An 18,885-nucleotide genomic window follows, 5' to 3' on the forward strand; every position below is an offset into this window, starting at 1 on the left:
TGGCGGATTTCTTCTTTAACTACAGAGACACTTATGACAACGGCAATTATTGGTGCAATGGAACAAGAAGTGGTAGCACTTCGCGAACTAATCAACAACTGTGAGACCTACAGCTTTGCAGGTTGTGAGTTCTATAGTGGAGAGATTAATCAGCATCCCGTTGTGGTCACTCGCTCTGGTATTGGTAAAGTTGCCGCAGCGATCGCCACCACCGTATTATTGCAGCGCTACCAGCCCAGCCAAGTGATTAATACTGGTTCTGCTGGCGGCTTCGATCCCAAGCTAAAAGTGGGTGATGTAGTCATTTCTGAGGAGCTGCGTTACCACGATGTTGACCTCACCGCATTTAACTACGAAATGGGTCAACTACCAGCCAACCCCGCCGCCTATAAGGCCGATAGCAAGTTAATTGAGCTTGCCGAGCAGGCCGCTCAACAACTATCGGGGCATCAAATCGTCCGAGGTTTAATTTGTACTGGTGATATTTTCATGGCCGACCCAGAGCGAGTAGCAAAAGCCCGCGCTGACTTCCCCAATATGATGGCGGTGGAAATGGAAGGAGCGGCAATCGCTCAGGTTTGCCATTTAGCCAAAGTGCCCTTTGTTGTGATCCGTGCTTTATCGGATATTGCTGGTAAAGAATCACCCGCGTCTTTTGATGAATTTTTAGAAACCGCAGCCAAGCACTCTACCGCCCTTGTGCTAGCGATGTTGCAACAGCTGCAACGCTAATGGATGAAAGCTCTTGGCTTTGGTTCAGCCTTAGCATCCCTTTACTCGGCATTGCCTTAGAGCGACTGATCAGCGGCCAGCTGTTCAAGCAACCCTTGTTGGTTGTTGGTCGCTTAGCCGAGCTGTTAGCGCAAAAAGTCAATCGGAGCAGTAATGGAACCAGACAACAGCGTCTAGCTGGCAGCATGGCCTTGTTTACCCTAGTGCTACCTTTAGCCATAGGCTTAGTTCTGTTTAATCAACTGAATCCCTTAACAATGCTGGTTGACCCCTTGTTATTACTGTGTTTATTGCAATGGCAACAACCAATGCACAGCTATCACAAAATCACTTTGCTGATCAATAGGCAGCAGCATCAGCAAGCCCGCAGCTTACTTCGCCCTTGGGTACTGCGCGATTGTGAAGAGCTTTCGGCAGTGGGGGTAGCCAAAGCCAGCGCCGAGATGCTGCTTCTCCGCTTAGCTAGCAATTGGTTTGGGGTGATTTTTTGGTTTATGGTCGGCGGTATCGTTCCAGCCTTAAGCTATCGCTTAGTCTGCGAGTTACATCAAACTTGGAACCCCAAGCTAGTGCAATATCGACAATTTGGTCGCACTGCGAGCATTCTTTATCAAACCTTTAGCTGGCTCCCCTTCCGCATACTCAGTTTAATTTTTTGCTGCTATGGTCATTACGGACGCAACTTCACAGCAGGTAAGCAAGGATTTCGCTGGCCCTACAGCAGCAGCGGTCAATTGCTCGGCGTCGCCGCGTCTAGTCTACAAAGTGAGCTTGGAGGGCCTCGCCTTTATCAACAAAAAAAAGTTGAACAAGCTAGATTTGGCCCTAGTAAACATTATCCCAAAGCCGCTGAATTAGACCGACTAGCCTTAAAACTGAATATGAGTGCTTTGTTATTTTTATTGTTACTCAGCCCAATCTATGTGGCGCGTATTGTCTACTTATAGAGGAATTTGGCTGCTCATTGCAGGACTTTGCTTCAGTTTTAACAGCTTCGCGGTAAGCAAACCACAACGTATTATATCCTTAGCCCCTCACTTGACCGAACTAGTGTATTCCTTAGGTGCTGGCAATCGTCTGATTGCCACCGTAGATTACGCCGACTACCCTAAGGCGGCGAAATCTCTACCGCGAATAGGTAACTACCAATACATTAGTTTAGAGAGCATTTTGGCCTTGCAGCCCGATTTAGTGTTGGTATGGCAACAGGGGAATCAAAAAGGTCTCGCTCAGAAATTAGCGGCACTCAATATTGCTGTCTACGTATCGGCTCCCAAAACACTGCTGCAACTACCACAAGAAATATTACAACTGGGGCGAGCCCTAGGAGAGCCGCAGCAAGGTCTGCGACTCAGTCAACAAAGCCAACAAATTCTGAAGCAACTTCAACAACGCTACCAAACTCGGCCCAAGGTCAGTGTCTTTTATCAACTATGGCACAATCCACTACGCAGTATTTCAGCCAAGAGTTGGATTAACGATGGGATCCGCTTATGCGGCGGTGAGAATATTATGGCCGAAGCGCCAGCACCTTATCCCTTATTATCTGAAGAGTTGGTATTGGCCGCCAATCCACAGGCAATCATTGTGGCTCAGTGGGCATTCAATCACTTCTGGAATAAATGGCCGCAACTACAAGCAGTACAGCAGCAAACCATCTATCATTTAGATCCCGATAAAGCACATCGGCTAACACTACGCACTCTCGAAAGCTTAACTGAGCTATGTGATGTTCTAGAAAAAACTCGAAAAAAAACCCACTCAGATAACTGAGTGGGACGAGAGCATATACGAGTGAAGAAAAATCTTCAGATGAACTAATGAAAGTCTTGTGCCAGCTTTACCTGAACAATGAGTATAAACAAAACTTCAACACAGATAGCCTCCAATAAGCATCCTGTTAGCGATTTATTTCACCAATAACTCAACTTTCCCTCAATGTACCAATCATTATCCTGAGCGCTTAACGACCACAACATTATGTTTATAAATCGAAGCGAAAACGCTTGCACCACCTTTTGTCAACTTGCGCCAAATTGGGTCTTAGCTTCAATTTATTATGGATAAATCGCCAGCAAACGCACTGAATCTGGCATTCTGACCGGCATCTAGCTACAATCGGCCTAATCTCTTGTTTGTATGTTGGAAGTAGATTGGCAAGCTTATTACCAAAACGTCATAGACGGCTCTTATTGATTGCGCTGATTGTAGTGCTGGCCGCACTGCTCTTTCCCAGCGACCCTCCCGTCTCAGCAGAACAATCACGCCAACCTATCGATTTATCTGCTCCGGTAGCTCAAATCAGTTTGCCTTCAAATGAGACCTCAGAGCCAGCCAGCAGTGATTTAAACAACTCACAAGATCTTCACGAGAAAGCCAATAGCAGTCAATCGACCGCTAACCAAGCGCACTTACAACAAGCGAGCTCAGCGGCTCCACAGGCAAGCCCTTCGTTGCAGCCAAAACCAATCAGCGCCTTAACTCTCAATGCGACTGAAAACGCCTCAAAGGAAAGTCTAACAGCAAGCGAAGTGCAACAACGGCTCAGCCAATTCGATACCAAACAGCCACTACAACGTGGTGTTCGTTACCGTTTAGACTTAGCAATCGAGAGCAGCCAACTCAAGCCCGAAGAAGAACATTTTTATACCCTAAAACGACAAACTGTAAAATCTGGCGATAGTATGGCGTTGTTATTCTCTCGTGTTGGACTCAGCGCAAAGAGCCTCTATCAAATCGATCAGTTAGGCGGCGAAGCACATCAACTGCGAACCCTGCATCCTGGCGATAAACTAGATTTTTACTTAGATGAAAATGACCAGTTAATAGAATTACGTTATCCACGCTCAAAATACCAAACCTTAATTATTGAGCGTGATGAACAGCAACAATTTCAGGCCAGAGTGGAAACAAAAGCGCTAGAAATTAGAACCAATTTTGCGCGAGGCAACATTACATCAAGTTTTTGGAATGCCGGGATTAGCGCACAACTCAGTCAGGGACAAATCATGGCTTTAGCGGCCATTTTTGGTTGGGACATCGATTTTGCTCTCGACATTCGCAGCAACGACAGCTTTATGGTGTTGTTTGAAGAATACTATGTTGACGGACAGTATGCTGGCAATGGCAATATTATTGCCGCTGAATTTATTAATCAGGGCGAAGTATTTAGAGCGGTTCGCAACGACGATGATGATAACTACTATTCACCAGAAGGGCGCCCCATGCGCAAGGCCTTCTTACGCGCGCCGGTCAATTTTAAATATATCAGCTCCAATTTCAATCCTCGCCGCTTACATCCGGTGACAGGAAAGGTTCGTCCACACAATGGGATCGATTATGCGGCGAAACCGGGTACGCCAGTTCAGGCTGCAGGCGATGGCCGGGTGATAAAATCAGGATACAATCAATACAATGGCAATTATGTGTTTATTCAACATAGCAGTGCCTATGTCACCAAATATTTGCACTTGAAAAAACGTTATGTAAAAACTGGACAACGAATTAAACAAGGGAAAATAATTGGTACGGTAGGCGCTACCGGTCGTGTTACCGGGCCACATTTACATTATGAGTTTTTGGTTCACGGTGTACATAAAAACCCTCGAACGGTGAAACTACCGACGTCTACGCCACTTAAGGGTGATAAGAAAAAACGCTTCTTGCCTACGGCTAAGTCACGGATTGCCCAACTCGATAATACCAAACGTGTATTATTGACCATGAATTAAGCAATTCACATGAGCGAAATTTATCTTGGTTTAATGTCTGGCACCAGCATGGATGGGGTCGATGCGGTGTTGGTTGACTTCGCAAAACAGCCACCATGTTTATTAGCCCACTACCAGCAGGCCATTCCTAACACTTTATTAACCCAACTGCACCGCTTATGTAGTCCGGCAACGAATGAATTAACAGCAATGGCACAAGCCAGTGTGGCAATGGGGAAACTGTTTGCAAACGCCGCAAACCAAGTGGTAGCACAAGCTCGACTTGAGCCCACCCAAATAAAAGCAATTGGAAGCCATGGGCAAACCATTCGTCACTTTCCTGAACTCGGATTTAGCTTGCAAATCGGAAGCCCCAGTCACATTGCGGTCGCAACTGGTATTGATGTGATTGCCGACTTTCGCAATAAAGATATGGCTTTAGGGGGCCAAGGCGCTCCTCTGGTACCAGCGTTCCATCAAGCCATTTTTAGTGATCCCAGCGAGGCGCGATTTATTTTAAACATCGGTGGTATTGCGAATATCACTAGCCTCATCGCTAACCAAACGCTACTCGGTTACGACACGGGGCCCGGCAATACCTTACTTGACCAGCATTTTCAACGCCACCACCCAAAAGGCTTAGCCTATGACGACCATGGTCATTGGGGGCGTAGTGGCCAGCCAAATCCCGAATTATTGACCTGTTTGCTCAGTGATAACTATTTCTGCCTACCCGCCCCCAAAAGTACAGGGCGAGAGTACTTTCATTTAGCTTGGCTAGATACCCATCTCCAACAAGCCCGATTCGCTAAAATCAAACCTGCAGACGTGCAATGCACCTTGTACCACCTTACCGCTCAAAGCATTGCTCAGTCACTGAACAAGCATGATAAGGGTTGTGTTTATGTCTGTGGCGGCGGCGATAACAACCCATTTTTACTGGAATTACTAGCCAAGGCCCTTCCCAACTTACGACTCAGTCGAACCTCAGAACTGGGGATCCCAGAACAAGCGCTAGAAGCGATGGCATTTGCCTGGCTAGCTCGCTGCTTCATCAAACAACAAGCAGGCAATGCGAGTTCGGTCACCGGAGCAAGCAGAGCAGCAATTTTGGGGGCACTATATCCTGCAAAGTAAGAGACCAATCTTGCGAATTAAGCGCCGAAGTAAAGCGTCAAACGACAGCCTCGAGTAAAAAGTGCCAAACCAGATACTATAAACTTGCCTGAGGGCAACAACTGAATGGCGCGTCATCCCGCCAGTAAAACGACTAGCGAGTTTCGGAGAGTTGCGTCACCGTATTCGAAACATTCTCTGCTCCCTTATAAATTTCATCCATTACCGTTGAAACTTCAGAGATTTTATCCATACCTTCGGCTGAAATAGCCGCAACTTCCTCCATGGCTTTGGTGACACTACTGGTCAATTTCTGGTTTTCTGATACCACTTCGGCAATCTCAGAAGTAGATTGACTGGTTCTGGAAGCTAATGAGCGCACCTCATCCGCAACCACTGCAAATCCGCGCCCCTGTTCACCAGCTCTGGCCGCTTCAATCGCCGCATTCAGGGCCAGTAAGTTGGTTTGCTCGGCGATACTTTTAATCGTTGAAACAATCGCCTCAATACTCTGGGACTTAATATTCAATTCTTGTACTCGCCCAGAAGTTTGCTTGACTTGATCAGCAATACCGCCAGAAAGCCGAACCGAGTCTTGTAAAAGCTCAGAGCCTTGTTTGGCGATTTGTGCGGTTTCGATAGAAGTACTCAATGCAATTTCAGAGGCTTCTGCCACGGCTAAGTTTCTCGCGACTTGCGCAGAAATGTCGGTCGCAAATTTAATGACCCGAGTCACCTTGCCTTCACGGTTAATAATCGGATTATAAGTTGCTTCCAGCCAAACATCCTCGCCATAGCTGGTCTTTCGTAAAAACCGCCCAGACTTAAATTCTCCCTTGGCAAGGTCGGCCCAAAAATTTGGGTTTTCCTGGTAAAAAAGCTCATCGCAGAACATCTTATGTTTCTGTCCTTTAATTTGCTCCTGACTGTATTTGACCGTGGCTAAAAAATTATCATTGGCACGCAATATATTTCCCTGAGGATCAAACTCAATGATCGCTAAAGACCGTTCCAAGGCCTGCATAATGTTGTTTTTACTCTCTAACTCTAAATACTCTCGCGTCACATCATTGGCGATTTTCATAACTTTGAAAATCGAGCCATTCTTTTTAACTGGAAAATAGCTTGCCTGAAGCCAAACGGTGTGACCATTTTTAGCCACTCGTTCAAAAGTCCCTTGATGCGCAACTCCCTTGCTCAGCTCGGGCCAAAAACTGCGATACTCATGACTAGCGACATATGCTGACTTACAAAACATCGAATGGTGTTTACCAACTATCTCATCAAGTTGATAGCCCATCGTCTTTAAGAATAAAGGATTGGCATCGAGTATCTTTCCATCTGTCGAAAATTCGATGGTGGCAACACTGGCTTTAATCGAAGACACTATCCCCTCTAGTTCGCTCATCATTTCAATATTTTTGGCTAATTCTGCTTTCAATTTGGTTGCGAACATAGGTTCCCCTTTACTATGACAATAAGCGTTCTTAACATACTATTGCGGTATAAAATCAATGTGGTGCCACTAAAATATAGAACGGTGTTCACCATAGAGCGAATTAAATATCTTGAACATCACACACATTTTTAAATATTGTTATATCGCACCGCCTAATCACGTATATTCCGCTGTGCTCGATCATAAGAGTCTGTTTTTTTTGATCTTATTGAGTCAACTGTAAACTAATGGCATACTGACAAAATGTACAAAAATCTAACATTCATGTAATTAGCTGTTTTAAAGGATTAAAGTCACAGCAAATGAAGATTGTTCAAAATAAAATATCCCTTCAATTATTACTCTGCTTGCTGTTGATTTTCTGTGCGATGAGTGAGGCCGACGATCATATTCCCACCGCACCAAAACCAAACTGGGTGAGCGAGATAGTTCTCCCTGATCCCGAGCTTATTCAAAATAATCAAATTCAAAATGGTGTCTATTACTTATTAGCAGATACTCAGCTCAAGGTTGAAGAGCAACAATCACAGTTCTACTATCACTATGCTGATTACATCGTGAATCAAACAGGGGTCGAAAATAACTCCCAAATCAATATCGACTTTGACCCTAGCTACCAACAATTGCGCTTGCATTCGGTCCAAGTGATTAGAGACCAACAGCCCATCAATAAACGCAACTCGGCACTTATCAAGCTGCTCCAACGTGAAGAAGAATTGGAAAAACTGGTCTATCAGGGGGAAATGACACTTAATATCATTCTCGATGATGTTCGCGTCGGCGATATTATCGAATACAGTTACAGTATCCAGGGCATGAATCCAGCCTACCAAAATATTTTTGCCTATCAACGCTTACTCAATTGGTCGGTTCCTTTGGCTAAATTTTCGTTACGGATCCTATGGAACAAGGCCACACCACTTTACTACCAGTTACAAAATACTGAGCAAGAGGTCATCGAAAATCAAACAGTTCATGGGACAGAATACCTGATCCAAAAAAATTGGATTGAAGCGCTAAGAATTGAGGACAATACACCGATTGGCTTCGATCCCAGAGCAAAGGTCTATTTTAGTGAGCTTCAGTCTTGGGCGGAAGTCGCTCGTTGGAGTGAACCATTCTACCGTGATGCGATGATCGTCGACCAACACATCAAAAACTTAGTCAGCGATATTCAAACACAGCATCACGATCGAGAAGCACAAATTTCAGCCGCATTACGTTTCGTTCAAGATGAAATTCGCTACTTTGCCATCGAGCTCAACCAAAACTCACACATTCCCACCCCTGCTTTCGAAACGCTGCGTAATCGCTACGGCGACTGTAAAGACAAAACCGTATTATTACTCACACTCTTCAAAGAATTAGGATTTAAGGCTTATCCGGCGCTAGTAAATACCGAAGACAAATTGGATAGCATCTTGCCAAACGTTCAGGCCTTTGATCATGTGATTACCTATCTTGAATATAAAGGACGGCGTTATTGGCTCGATCCCACCCGTAGTTTTCAACATGGTCACATCGATAATATTTACCAAGCCGATTTTGGCAAGGCCTTGGTGCTATTAAAAGACCACCAGCAATTAACGCAGATGCAAGTCTCTCAGGCCAAGCATGGCGTTTTGGTTCACGACCACTTTATCCTTGCCGATGAAGGCCCAAGCCAGTTCTTATCAACAACCCAAGATATCGGTAAAGATGCCGAAAGACAGCGCCAGCGTTTAGCCGAAAATAGTCTCGAGCAAATCCAGCAAGATTATTTAAAGTTTTTTCAGGGGTATTACCCAAAAACATCAGTATCACAAGCCATTCGATATACGGATGACACCGAACTGAATATATTGCGCAGCGACGAGCAATACCAAATTGAAAACTTTTGGCAAAACGACTCCGAACAACAGCGCACTCAAGCCGATTTTTATGCGAATTTAGTGAGTTCCTCGCTTCAGGTTCCCGATGATTTAAGCCGGATTGACCCGCTTTATCTCAGTTATCCGCATCGCGTAGAACAAACCATTGATATCGATTTAACAGACGGCGACTGGAATTTTGATAATGAGAGCTTTGTTGAAGACAATCCATTTTTTCACTTCAGTCATCAGGTCAAATTCAATAAAGCGAAACAACAGCTAAGTTTAATCTATCAATATCAAAGTAAACTGGATCATATATCACCAGAAGATTACTCAGCTTATCGTAAGGCTATCCAAAAAACCCAAGACCACCTCAGCTATAGCATCATTCAAAGTCATTCGTCAGCAGCTGATGGTAATCCGACGCTCGCTTGGCTGATGCAGTATCTAACAGCTACCACCGTACTTATGGTATATGGAGCGCTCTATTTACTGGTGATGTTATTATGGCTCATGGAGCGTAAGCACACTGCCGACCAGACTGAAGCGCTGTTCTTTCCAGTCTCGATAGTAAAGCTAGCCCTGATGTGGGTACTGAGCTTTGGCTTATATGCCGTGTATTGGTTTTATCAGAACTTTCAATATATAAAACAGCAAGAACAAAACGCTTCAATGCCTTGGGCCAGAGCCTGTTTCAGTATTTTTTGGTATTATCCACTATGGCGTAAACTCAAAACTGATAATGAGCAACGTTTTACTCAAAGCCACTTACCCAACAAATGGCTTGCAATATTGCTTGCTTTGATTTATTCAGCAAGTGGATTCATCATTAATACAGACTATTGGCAACTCCTTTCATTATTACTTAGTGTTGCCCTCGTGATTCCTTTAGCAAACTATATTTTATTTATTAATGGCCCAGATTCAGCAGCCATGTTGAGAGACTCAAAGTGGCGTTTCCGCCACTATTTATTGACGATATTAACGGCCCCATTATTTATGTTTCAAGTAAGTTCATCATTTGGAGTCATTCCAAGTGATACCGTTGTGAAAGGTACATGGCTGCTAGACCACGATATAAAAACCATGCAGCGTCAGGGTATTATTAAACCCGGAGATCAAATAGATTACTTTTATAGTGATGCTTTATTCTTTGTGGGAAATGATGGAAATGGCTTCACCCAGCGCCATGTGTTCTCCTATTGGAAGGACGATGAGCAACGAATAAACAAACAGCTAGCATCCTATAGCGAGATCCGACAGATTAAAGTTGATTGGGCAAAAACCGTCAACAAAAACTCGACCGTGACGGTCATTCGAAAAGACGGTAGTGAGTTTATACTTTACGTTTCCAATGTTGACCATAAGGATCAACAGTTTGTTACAGCACTAAAAAAACACTGGCAAGCCAGTCCTTAAATCAATGCTTCGCATAAGGATAGATACCCTTGAGTGCGACTTGAAGTATCCGCCATAAGGCTATCAACGCCAATCAAGCTATTCGAGCCCACCACGACTCAGCAAGACATGAGCCTTTCTCGATGATGGGCCTAGTGCTCGGCCCTTGGCTTTGCCGTCTCAAGCGACCAAGCCAAGTTTTGAACACAAGCGAACTTGATTTACTAATGAAAGAAAGACAACTCTTTTTTCTGCGATTCAGCCAGCTGCGCTAACTCTTCCGATGCTTGTAAAGTCTGACTCACCGCTGCAACATTTTGATTCACGGAGTCAAAAGCTTGTGTCGTAATCTTCGAAATGTCTTCCGTCACCATGAATTGCTGCTGTGAAGATTCGGCCACCAAGCTATTGATGTCCAAAATAGATGTTACCGCTGTCGAAATATCTTCAAAAGATGCTTTGATCTGGTCGGCCAAAGTTACTGAGCCTTCAATCAACTCTACATTCCCAATCATATGCTGATTTGCTTTATCCGATTGAGATTGCAGTTTTTCGATAATCTCTTGAATTTTGACTGTCGATGATTGAGTTTTCGATGCCAAGTTTCTCACTTCATCGGCAACCACCGCAAAACCACGTCCTTGTTCACCAGCGCGAGCAGCTTCAATCGCGGCATTGAGCGCCAGAAGGTTAGTTTGCTCCGAAATACTGGTAATCACTTCAGTGACCGAGCCAATTTCAATAGCAAACTGCCTGAGTTCTTCCACAATAGTGGCAGCCTCTGTTACCGAGTGATGAATTTGATCCGTAAGACGAATATTTTCTTCTAAAACCAACTGCCCACTGGACACATTCGCTTGAGCTTTTTCGGCATCTTGTTCCGCTAAACCCGCCTTACTGCTCACTTCTTGAGAGGTTGATGACAACTCATTAATCGCAGTTGAGATTTGTTCGACTTGTATCAACTCTTGATTGGCATTGTTCTGAGTCTCATTCATAACCACATTCAACTCTTGAGATGCCGAAGAAACACTTTCAGAAATGCTTCGAGAGTTATTAACCAACTCATTCAGTTGTCTGGATAAATTCACCAATGAAAGATAGATTCCTGTCTCTTGACCCGTCACCTTTAGATTTTGACTTAAATGTCCCTTCGACATACTTTCCATTAAAGCTGCAATGTCATCGGGAGCGCCGCCAACCGGCTTAATCACCAGCTTATTCAAGGCCACTAATAAAACTAAAATAGCAATAATCAGACAAAACAAACCGATAACAATAGATGTCCATAACTGCTCATCTGCGCTCTCATGAATTTGATCATTACGAATGTAAGTAATAAAGTTCATATTCGCCTGTTCAAGTTTTCCCCAAAAAGCAGTGAAGGCGACCATTTCGCCATTCACTTCGCTTTCGTAAGATAACTTCGGTGACTCTGGGCTAAACTGTTTATATAGAGGGCGCTTGGTAAAGATATTTTTGCCGACAAAATCTGGATAGGCGGATAGCAAAATAGTGCCATCGGCGGTGTATAAAACCATATCTTTACGGTTCGCAATATCTTCAAGTATTGAAGCCAAATATACATTCGCCACCACGGCTGCTGAATCGCTGAGCTTATAAGCAATCGCGACAACCGTATTACCACTTTCTTTCGACTCAAAAGGAGGCGAGACAAAAAAGCTTTCTCCTTGTTTGAACAAGGCCGTGTAAAATGCACGGTTCAAATCCTTCACATTAAAACTAAGCTTTTTACCAGTTTCAAAATACACTTCACCATCTCTGTTAAATACCGCAACACCATCGCCTATCTTGCCCATCGAACGACGTAATGCCTTCAGCTCAGTGACCAATTTTTCAGATAGGCCTGCGTCGGAAAAATCCTTAGGAGCAACTTGAATCGAAGATAACATCTGCTTATAAGCTTTGAGTTTTTCATTCAATTTAGTCTCAACAGTGATCGTTCTTTCACGAAGTAATTCTTCATGTAAATAAATACTTTCTGTTCTGAAAGAATTAAAACTTAGACTCGATAGCAGCACTACGATGATGAGGATAATGGCACTGAGCGTGCCAACAATTTGAAGTTTAAATTTGTTCATATAAGCTCTCTATGTATCACTTCACAAATCAGAAAACAGTCAATATCTCGACCTAACTTGGCCGGGATGAATATATGACTTAGATGGGAGATAGAAATAAAAGATTAATTATTGTAGCACTTCTGATTACCCTCTCGTTTATCGTTTTTATATATATTAGATGATTTTTAAGGGCTTAGAAGCAAAACCTTTAATAAATTTCTCTCAATGAAGGCAGAGGGAAGTCATTTACTTTTCCGGTGTGATTTTTTTGTGAATAAGCAAAATACCTAGAATAAGACAAATGCCATATATTAGACCGCTAGAATATATATTCTAGATTAAAACACTATTCCATATGGCAGCTGCAGAGGATTTAAACTCTGCATAGAGTTGACTACAGTGTTCAATTCCAGAAAGAACAATATTTTACAATACAAAATCGCATTCAATAGACCAGTGCCGTTATTTGAGTCCGATATATTCTCGACTCATTTAAAAATAGCATTTAGTAAATACCGCTCCACCAATTGATAAAAACTAATTGAAGGGAGCTGTCTCGAATAACTGACACCTATCGATGTGAAACCGCTACTAGCCATTTAGAGCTATTTTTATGCGCACCTGAATGCCAGCATATACAAATAATTTTAGCGCATCGCAACGAATACCAAGCCTAATGCAGCGATGGTTCGCTTCGAATAAGTCCCCACAGGCGCATCATCGATGCGAATAAACCACCCTCAGATTTACTCGAAGGGTTACTGAGAGTTCTCTGTTCACGCAGCGACAAGAAAACGCTTGGGAATAAGTATTGGTATCTGGCTTCTGCTAAGAATATAAGCCTAGCGGAAAACACTCTTCGACAAGGTATAGCTGTCGATCTGGTTTAAGCATCAGAGCGAGATAAATCTTAGCGCTTGATTGGAGCTTGACGGCCATCTAAGCATTGGCCAGTTGCTTTTTTATATCACCGACATAATGTGTGAGGAATCAAAAGCATTAATCGCTAGCTTTGCTGCTTCATCTAAAATAGCCTGCAACACTCACCTCTTGTTGACCATTGCTCACCCAGTTGAACTGAACTAAGTGGTCGATTGCCAGACCAGCCTTGAGAGTTGTTTACAATGATTATCCCGATCACAAACAACCCGATACTGCATTCTCGGGGGGAACAGGGTCGTGCGCGGCAAATAGCAGTGCTTACTTATGCCTTCAAGCGGATGAACGATGGCATAAGGTAGATGTCACAGTGTACACTGATGACTTAAGCTAGTTAACTGACTCATCTAAGCCCCATACGTTATTTTTAAACATGTAATTAAATTTTTATAGGCATAGCCTGCGGATGTACTTAAATCTAATTGGCTGGTATTTTTAAAGCTTTGCTTAGCAATAATAATATAAAAAATCCTATATACAAAAGTAGATTTTAGCAACACAAATCAGGTAAAAAACCCATTTAAAATAGATACTTATATCATGCCGCTTTCTAAAGTATAACTGCATGTATTAGTTGTGGTTCATATATATAACCAAACAACTAATACAATATTATCCTTGTACAAGCCAATTTAAACTCAAAAATTATCAGGGGCAATAATTATTCTATGATTCCTTCCTGTCATAAAGCTAACAAATACAAATCATCAATTAAATAAACGATTCAGTGACCAAGAGAGCACCGTCAAGTCAATAACGAGTCCCTCTCCCACAAACTGTACTTCCCCCTTGAACTATCAAAAGAATAATCGAATTTGCAAAAAGCGAATACCTAGTTTGCATTTCGAGAAATGTATTCTATTTCAATAAGAACTAAGCGATAAGTAATTGAAAAATAAAAATATAATAAAACTGGCATGAAACTGGATTACTCGGTAATCAACAGCACCTAAAACCACCAACGCTAGCGCGATCCAGTCGAGGTATCAAATGCAAGCAAGATTTCACAAAATACTCATGCAATTCACACTCTGTTCAAGCATTCTAACAACAGTATTCACTTCATTAGCCAGCCAGGCAGGCGTTATCTACAGTATCGAAAAACCAGGCATTCAAAGCTCTCAAGTGAGCGGATTAACCCTCACCGAAGATTTTGACCTACTATCGAACAACAGCCTAGCCAAGGGTTACCAAGCCGATTTTGGCTATTACTCGGTAAATAAAGGCACCGCGAAGATCCACAAATTTGGGGTTTATGGGGGGGCATTTGGCGAAGGGAAATACCTATTTATTCCGAATAACAGCGCTGTAAAATTAAGTTTTGACCAAGCCGTCGGGTATTTTGGTTTTTGGTGGAGCGCAGGTGATAGTGGTAATCAATTGCGTATTACCACCAAGTCTGAAAACTTAATGTTTGCCACTCACCAAATTTTAGATGCAGCCGTATTGGAACCCGAGCACTACGGCAGCCCAACGAGAGTGAGCGGAAATAAACGCGAGCCTTATGGCTATGTCAATTTATTTGCAGAAACAGAGGCTGATAAAATAGTCTCAATCGAGTTCTTTGGCCGAAACTTCGAAACCGATAATCACACAACCAGCATCCAGCGCGAGCGCATTACTGGTTTAACATTAGCGGCGGTCAGCGTACCTGAGCCCAAAAGCAGCTGGTTAATCGGCTTGGGGTTGTTACTATTGATGATTCGTCAGACTAGGTGCAGGCAGCGAACTGAACACGCTCGATAGAGCCTTTGGGCTCTGATACCTAAAGGATAATCCGAACAGTGCTGGCGGTTCGGTCACTGCGCATTCTCCATAAACTAATTCTTATTTATAAATGTAAAAACGGTGCTAAACCTTTGCTTAGCACCGTTTGACAAGAACATCGTGTAAATATTAGCGTGAAAACCGCCGACTATTTCACCATATCTTTAATATATTGACCCAATTCAGAGTGGTGCATAATTCGAGAAACCGGAATGATTTCTTTTAACGGTCCCCACGCAAAAACATTGACCGGAGTATGAGTATGCGTGCCCGTACCCCAAACCGTATTTTGGCCCGTCGCATGTTGGCGCGCTAATACGTTACCGCGGTCGTTATAAGGGAAGAACGCGTCGAAGTCATTAATAGCAGGCACATCATTCGCAGATAAGTAGCTATGCATTTTTTTATAGTATGGATTTGGCTTGGTTGCCATCACATGAGCTGCTTGCTCAGAGGTAATCGAAAAATCACTATTTGCGTTCACAATTTCAGCTAAATGATCTGGAGTTTGTTGCGCTTTATCCAATTTGTCGAACTGAGCAAGCATATCTGCATAACTCATTTTCTGATTATACAAACCGTCTAAAATATCAAACTTACCAAAGTTGAAGTTAGGCGCATAATCGCGTTTTTGAAATGCTTCGCCAGTACGTTTTTCTGGTTTTGGTAAGTCATTTGAAGAATAGCTGAAACCGAACGAACCTGTTTCGTGGTCTGCGGTCACAATGATCAAGGTATCTTCACGACCTTTCGCCCACTCATAAACTGAATTGACCGCTTCATCGAATTTGATCATTTCATGTAACATCGTGCCAGCATCGTTACTATGTCCAGCCCAATCAATTTGCCCCCCTTCCACCATAAGGAAAAAGCCGTCCTGATCTTTAGCCAATACCTCCAGAGCTTTGTCTGTCATCTCTTTCAATGTTGGTTGAGTGCGTTTCGGATCATTTTTAGTATGGCTATAAGCAATGCCGTCATTCATCCCCGAATAAGAAAACAAACCTAATAATTTGTCACCTGACGCATTTGCCAACATATTTTTATTAAATGCCAAACTGTAGCCTTGGGTTTGCGCTTCATTCAGCAAATTGCGCTCATCCTTACGCTTAGACTTAAGCTTCACATCGCCCTGAGTCAATAACTCAAGCGCCTTATAAGTCTCCCCTTTATCATTGGTAGATTTAGGGATCCAATGACGAATACCACCAGACAGCATCACATCGGCACCAGTTGCCAACATATCAGACGCAATCTCATTTTCTAAAGAACGATGCGGTTCATGGGCAGCAAAGGCTGCAGGAGTCGCGTGGGTGAGACGGGTGTCAGAAACCAGTCCGGTGGCTTTGCCCATCCGTTTGGCTTTTTCCAGCACCGTTTCTACATGATCGCCATTTGAGTTAATTCCGATCACCTCAGAGGCGGTATATACCCCGGTAGCTAACATCGTTGCAGAACATGCAGAGTCAACAACGATGGCCTCCTCTGGATTAGTTAACGAAGAACCGATCACGCCTTCCTGGGCCAGCTTATACAATGCAGTGGTTTCACCGCGATAGATAGAATGCGGTGCATTGTTCGCGTATAGCTCTAATAACCCGACTTGCTGCGGGCCCATGCCATCACCAATCATTAAAATGACGTTCTTAATTTCTGCCGATAAAACAGAAAAAGAAAACATCGAGGTGGCTGCGGCGAAAACGAGGGGTTTAACGATCTGCTTCATTTCATGTTCCTTATGTATAAATGCGGCGGTAGTTAAACAAGGTTGTTTGACAGTTTTATGACAAAAGGTGATTTGTTTGACGACTCAAACATAATAATCACGCTAAATACGACCCCTTAATCTCGTATAACGTTGCCGCAGAGCAATCAAGCGCCTTTGCCAAAAATGAAATGAACCACTGGTTAATGAAAAAAGCACATCTTAACTCTCAAGCCGCAGGCGGATTGAATAACCAGAAAAATCACTTAGCCAAGCGCAATGATGAACATCATTTAAGCAAACAAATGCTAACTAAAAGTCGACCATGATTAGGCAATATCTCGCTTAGTTGATATAAATCGAAGGCAATATTCGATCTCGCAATCGACCATTTAGCTTCGAGAAATGTGATGCCCTTGTACTGCTCCAGCTCGCCAAAAATAAAAAACTCATAGCGTCATACGCTATGAGTTTGGTTTTCTTAATCGACCTTAATCGACCTTAACCAACATATCGAAAAATAAAGTCACCACAAATCAGTACTGTGACTTACGCTTTCGCGAACCAGCCAAAGTCGATTTTACCATTCGACCAAAATCTCGGTCATTGGCACGACGCTGGGCGATACTGGCAGCATTAAACTGTTGTTCTCGCATCAGTTTTCGATAGTTACTTAAACGACGCTCAGAAAACTGGCCTTGTTCTATCGCCAAACGTACTTTACAACCAGGCTCACGCTCGTGCTGACAATCTGCAAATTTACATTGGGCGGCCAATTCAACGATATCATTAAAGGTAGCCTTTACGCCCTCTTCGCAATCACTCAACTGCAGTTCACGCATGCCAGGCGTGTCGAGTAATAGGCCGCCTCGCCGCATGATATGCATCGATCGCGCAGTGGTGGTATGCCGCCCCTTACTATCGTTTTCTCGAATGCTAGCCGTAAGACTCGTAGGTTCGCCTAACAAAGTATTAATTAAGGTCGACTTACCCACACCAGACGAGCCCATAAAAGCCACTGTTTGCCCTTCGCCACAGTAACTTTCTAGCTGGCTAACTTGCTGTGCATCCAAGGCATTCACCGCCTCTACAAGCAACATTGGATCCAGTTGTTGCACTTGTTCAATGTAGGATTCCGCTGACTCACATTGATCCACTTTAGTCAGCACCACAACTGGGGCAACCTTTACTTCATGAGCTAAGGCCAAATAGCGCTCAATACGACTGAGCTTAAAATCATAGTTCACTGAGCACACCAAAAACAATGTATCTACGTTCGCTGCAATCAGCTGTAACTCGGCGCGCGAACCGACCGCTTTACGACGAAACAGAGTCGTAGGTTCAAGTTGCCGAACAAACTGGCGTTGCTCGAGTAACAGCCAGTCTCCGACCGCCATTTTTGGCATATTCGGGGTAATCGCCAGCCTTTCCAGCCCCTGTTCAGAAGCAAGTAAATATTCGCTTCGATGTTGTTCAAATATTCGAGCAGGCCGAAATAAGCTGAGCTCGTCGAAATGAAGTTGTTGTTGAAAAAAAGGTTTCCATCCTAGTTGAGATAGAGAAAAAGAAGTGCCCATTGAGCTTACTCCAAACACATAATTTGTGAAATTTTAAGACGTAGTGAAACGCCCCGGAGATACGGGCTTTGACAAGAAATGACTTAAGCTAAATCCTGAGCCCGTTGAGTTTTAATTACAATCATCAGATGTCCTTTATGTGTGTTCAAATTGTCGCCAATCATAACAAAATACCAGTAAATTTACTCTAACAATGATGTTCATCACTCAATTCAAACATACTGCGTGTAACAAGCACCGCTGACTCTTGGGGCGGCAGATCCCTTAGGGCAGGTAAGCTGAATACTCACTTTTGTTCAACATTTAATTCGCAGTTAAAAATATTGGATAGTGCAAAATATCTATATTTTGAGTAAAAAATTTTGCGCTGAAGACTCTCCTGCAAGGCGCATGACGGTTCAGTTATTCGCCAAGTAGGGTTCTTGTTCGCCAGTGGATCTGGCCAATGCTCCGAAAACTTGCGCTTAATTGTGTTAGACTACGCTCCACGGTATCAAATGACTCGCATCCCCTCTCGCATCAACGAGCTCTCATTTTCAAGCCTC

At 43.4% G+C, this 18,885-nt stretch carries 11 protein-coding genes; 7 read left to right on the top strand and 4 right to left on the bottom strand.

What is annotated here, in order from left to right:
* Nucleotides 1–33: 33 nt before the first annotated feature.
* From mtnN to ACRRSY_RS18035, 5 genes are all read left to right on the top strand, one after another.
* Nucleotides 34–732, top strand: a complete 699-nt coding sequence (gene mtnN, locus ACRRSY_RS18015; RefSeq protein ID WP_432451877.1) for a 5'-methylthioadenosine/S-adenosylhomocysteine nucleosidase — start codon at nucleotides 34–36, stop codon at nucleotides 730–732.
* Complete coding sequence (locus ACRRSY_RS18020) at nucleotides 732–1,679, top strand: cobalamin biosynthesis protein CobD/CbiB (protein ID WP_432451876.1); 948 nt, start codon at nucleotides 732–734, stop codon at nucleotides 1,677–1,679. Before mtnN ends, ACRRSY_RS18020 begins: the two co-directional genes overlap by 1 nt.
* Entirely contained in the window at nucleotides 1,666–2,505 is an 840-nt protein-coding gene (locus ACRRSY_RS18025) for a cobalamin-binding protein (RefSeq protein ID WP_432460041.1), read from the top strand. Before ACRRSY_RS18020 ends, ACRRSY_RS18025 begins: the two co-directional genes overlap by 14 nt.
* A gap of 380 nt (nucleotides 2,506–2,885) precedes the next feature.
* Complete coding sequence (locus ACRRSY_RS18030; RefSeq protein WP_432463763.1) at nucleotides 2,886–4,463, top strand: peptidoglycan DD-metalloendopeptidase family protein; 1,578 nt, start codon at nucleotides 2,886–2,888, stop codon at nucleotides 4,461–4,463.
* Between the two features lie 9 nt (nucleotides 4,464–4,472).
* Complete coding sequence (locus tag ACRRSY_RS18035) at nucleotides 4,473–5,579, top strand: anhydro-N-acetylmuramic acid kinase (RefSeq protein ID WP_432460043.1); 1,107 nt, start codon at nucleotides 4,473–4,475, stop codon at nucleotides 5,577–5,579.
* 133 nt (nucleotides 5,580–5,712) lie between these two features.
* Here ACRRSY_RS18035 and ACRRSY_RS18040 read toward each other — a convergent pair whose 3' ends face one another.
* Nucleotides 5,713–7,014: a methyl-accepting chemotaxis protein gene (locus tag ACRRSY_RS18040; RefSeq protein ID WP_432460044.1), complete on the bottom strand. Its 1,302-nt coding sequence runs from the start codon at nucleotides 7,012–7,014 to the stop codon at nucleotides 5,713–5,715.
* Between the two features lie 305 nt (nucleotides 7,015–7,319).
* Here ACRRSY_RS18040 and ACRRSY_RS18045 point away from each other — a divergent pair, with 305 nt between their 5' ends.
* A complete protein-coding gene (locus ACRRSY_RS18045) occupies nucleotides 7,320–10,289 on the top strand; it encodes a DUF3857 domain-containing transglutaminase family protein (protein WP_432463764.1) in 2,970 nt (989 codons plus the stop codon).
* Nucleotides 10,290–10,492: 203 nt separating this feature from the next.
* Here the strand turns inward: ACRRSY_RS18045 and ACRRSY_RS18050 are convergent, their stop codons facing one another.
* Nucleotides 10,493–12,370: a methyl-accepting chemotaxis protein gene (locus ACRRSY_RS18050; protein WP_432451870.1), complete on the bottom strand. Its 1,878-nt coding sequence runs from the start codon at nucleotides 12,368–12,370 to the stop codon at nucleotides 10,493–10,495.
* 1,911 nt (nucleotides 12,371–14,281) lie between these two features.
* On the opposite strand from ACRRSY_RS18050, the gene ACRRSY_RS18055 reads away from it, so the two are divergent.
* Nucleotides 14,282–15,037 (top strand): Npun_F0296 family exosortase-dependent surface protein, encoded by a 756-nt coding sequence (locus ACRRSY_RS18055; RefSeq protein WP_432463765.1) that lies wholly within the window; start codon nucleotides 14,282–14,284, stop codon nucleotides 15,035–15,037.
* 169 nt (nucleotides 15,038–15,206) lie between these two features.
* Here ACRRSY_RS18055 and ACRRSY_RS18060 read toward each other — a convergent pair whose 3' ends face one another.
* Together ACRRSY_RS18060 and rsgA are read right to left on the bottom strand one after the other, a co-directional pair.
* Nucleotides 15,207–16,784, bottom strand: a complete 1,578-nt coding sequence (locus ACRRSY_RS18060; protein WP_432451868.1) for an alkaline phosphatase — start codon at nucleotides 16,782–16,784, stop codon at nucleotides 15,207–15,209.
* A gap of 515 nt (nucleotides 16,785–17,299) precedes the next feature.
* Nucleotides 17,300–18,340, bottom strand: a complete 1,041-nt coding sequence (gene rsgA / locus ACRRSY_RS18065) for a ribosome small subunit-dependent GTPase A (protein ID WP_432451867.1) — start codon at nucleotides 18,338–18,340, stop codon at nucleotides 17,300–17,302.
* Between the last annotated feature and the right edge of the window lie 545 nt (nucleotides 18,341–18,885).

It is taken from the genome of Agarivorans sp. QJM3NY_33, assembly GCF_050870865.2.
Classification (GTDB): domain Bacteria; phylum Pseudomonadota; class Gammaproteobacteria; order Enterobacterales; family Celerinatantimonadaceae; genus Agarivorans.

What these genes read in the sequence shown, in the direction of transcription:
- ACRRSY_RS18060 (WP_432451868.1), bottom strand. Translation starts at nt 16,784, where the DNA reads ATGAAGCAGATCGTTAAACCCCTCGTTTTCGCCGCAGCCACCTCGATG.
- ACRRSY_RS18045 (WP_432463764.1), top strand. Translation starts at nt 7,320, where the DNA reads ATGAAGATTGTTCAAAATAAAATATCCCTTCAATTATTACTCTGCTTG.
- ACRRSY_RS18020 (WP_432451876.1), top strand. Translation starts at nt 732, where the DNA reads ATGGATGAAAGCTCTTGGCTTTGGTTCAGCCTTAGCATCCCTTTACTC.
- ACRRSY_RS18035 (WP_432460043.1), top strand. Translation starts at nt 4,473, where the DNA reads ATGAGCGAAATTTATCTTGGTTTAATGTCTGGCACCAGCATGGATGGG.
- mtnN (WP_432451877.1), top strand. Translation starts at nt 34, where the DNA reads ATGACAACGGCAATTATTGGTGCAATGGAACAAGAAGTGGTAGCACTT.
- ACRRSY_RS18040 (WP_432460044.1), bottom strand. Translation starts at nt 7,014, where the DNA reads ATGTTCGCAACCAAATTGAAAGCAGAATTAGCCAAAAATATTGAAATG.
- ACRRSY_RS18055 (WP_432463765.1), top strand. Translation starts at nt 14,282, where the DNA reads ATGCAAGCAAGATTTCACAAAATACTCATGCAATTCACACTCTGTTCA.
- rsgA (WP_432451867.1), bottom strand. Translation starts at nt 18,340, where the DNA reads ATGGGCACTTCTTTTTCTCTATCTCAACTAGGATGGAAACCTTTTTTT.
- ACRRSY_RS18050 (WP_432451870.1), bottom strand. Translation starts at nt 12,370, where the DNA reads ATGAACAAATTTAAACTTCAAATTGTTGGCACGCTCAGTGCCATTATC.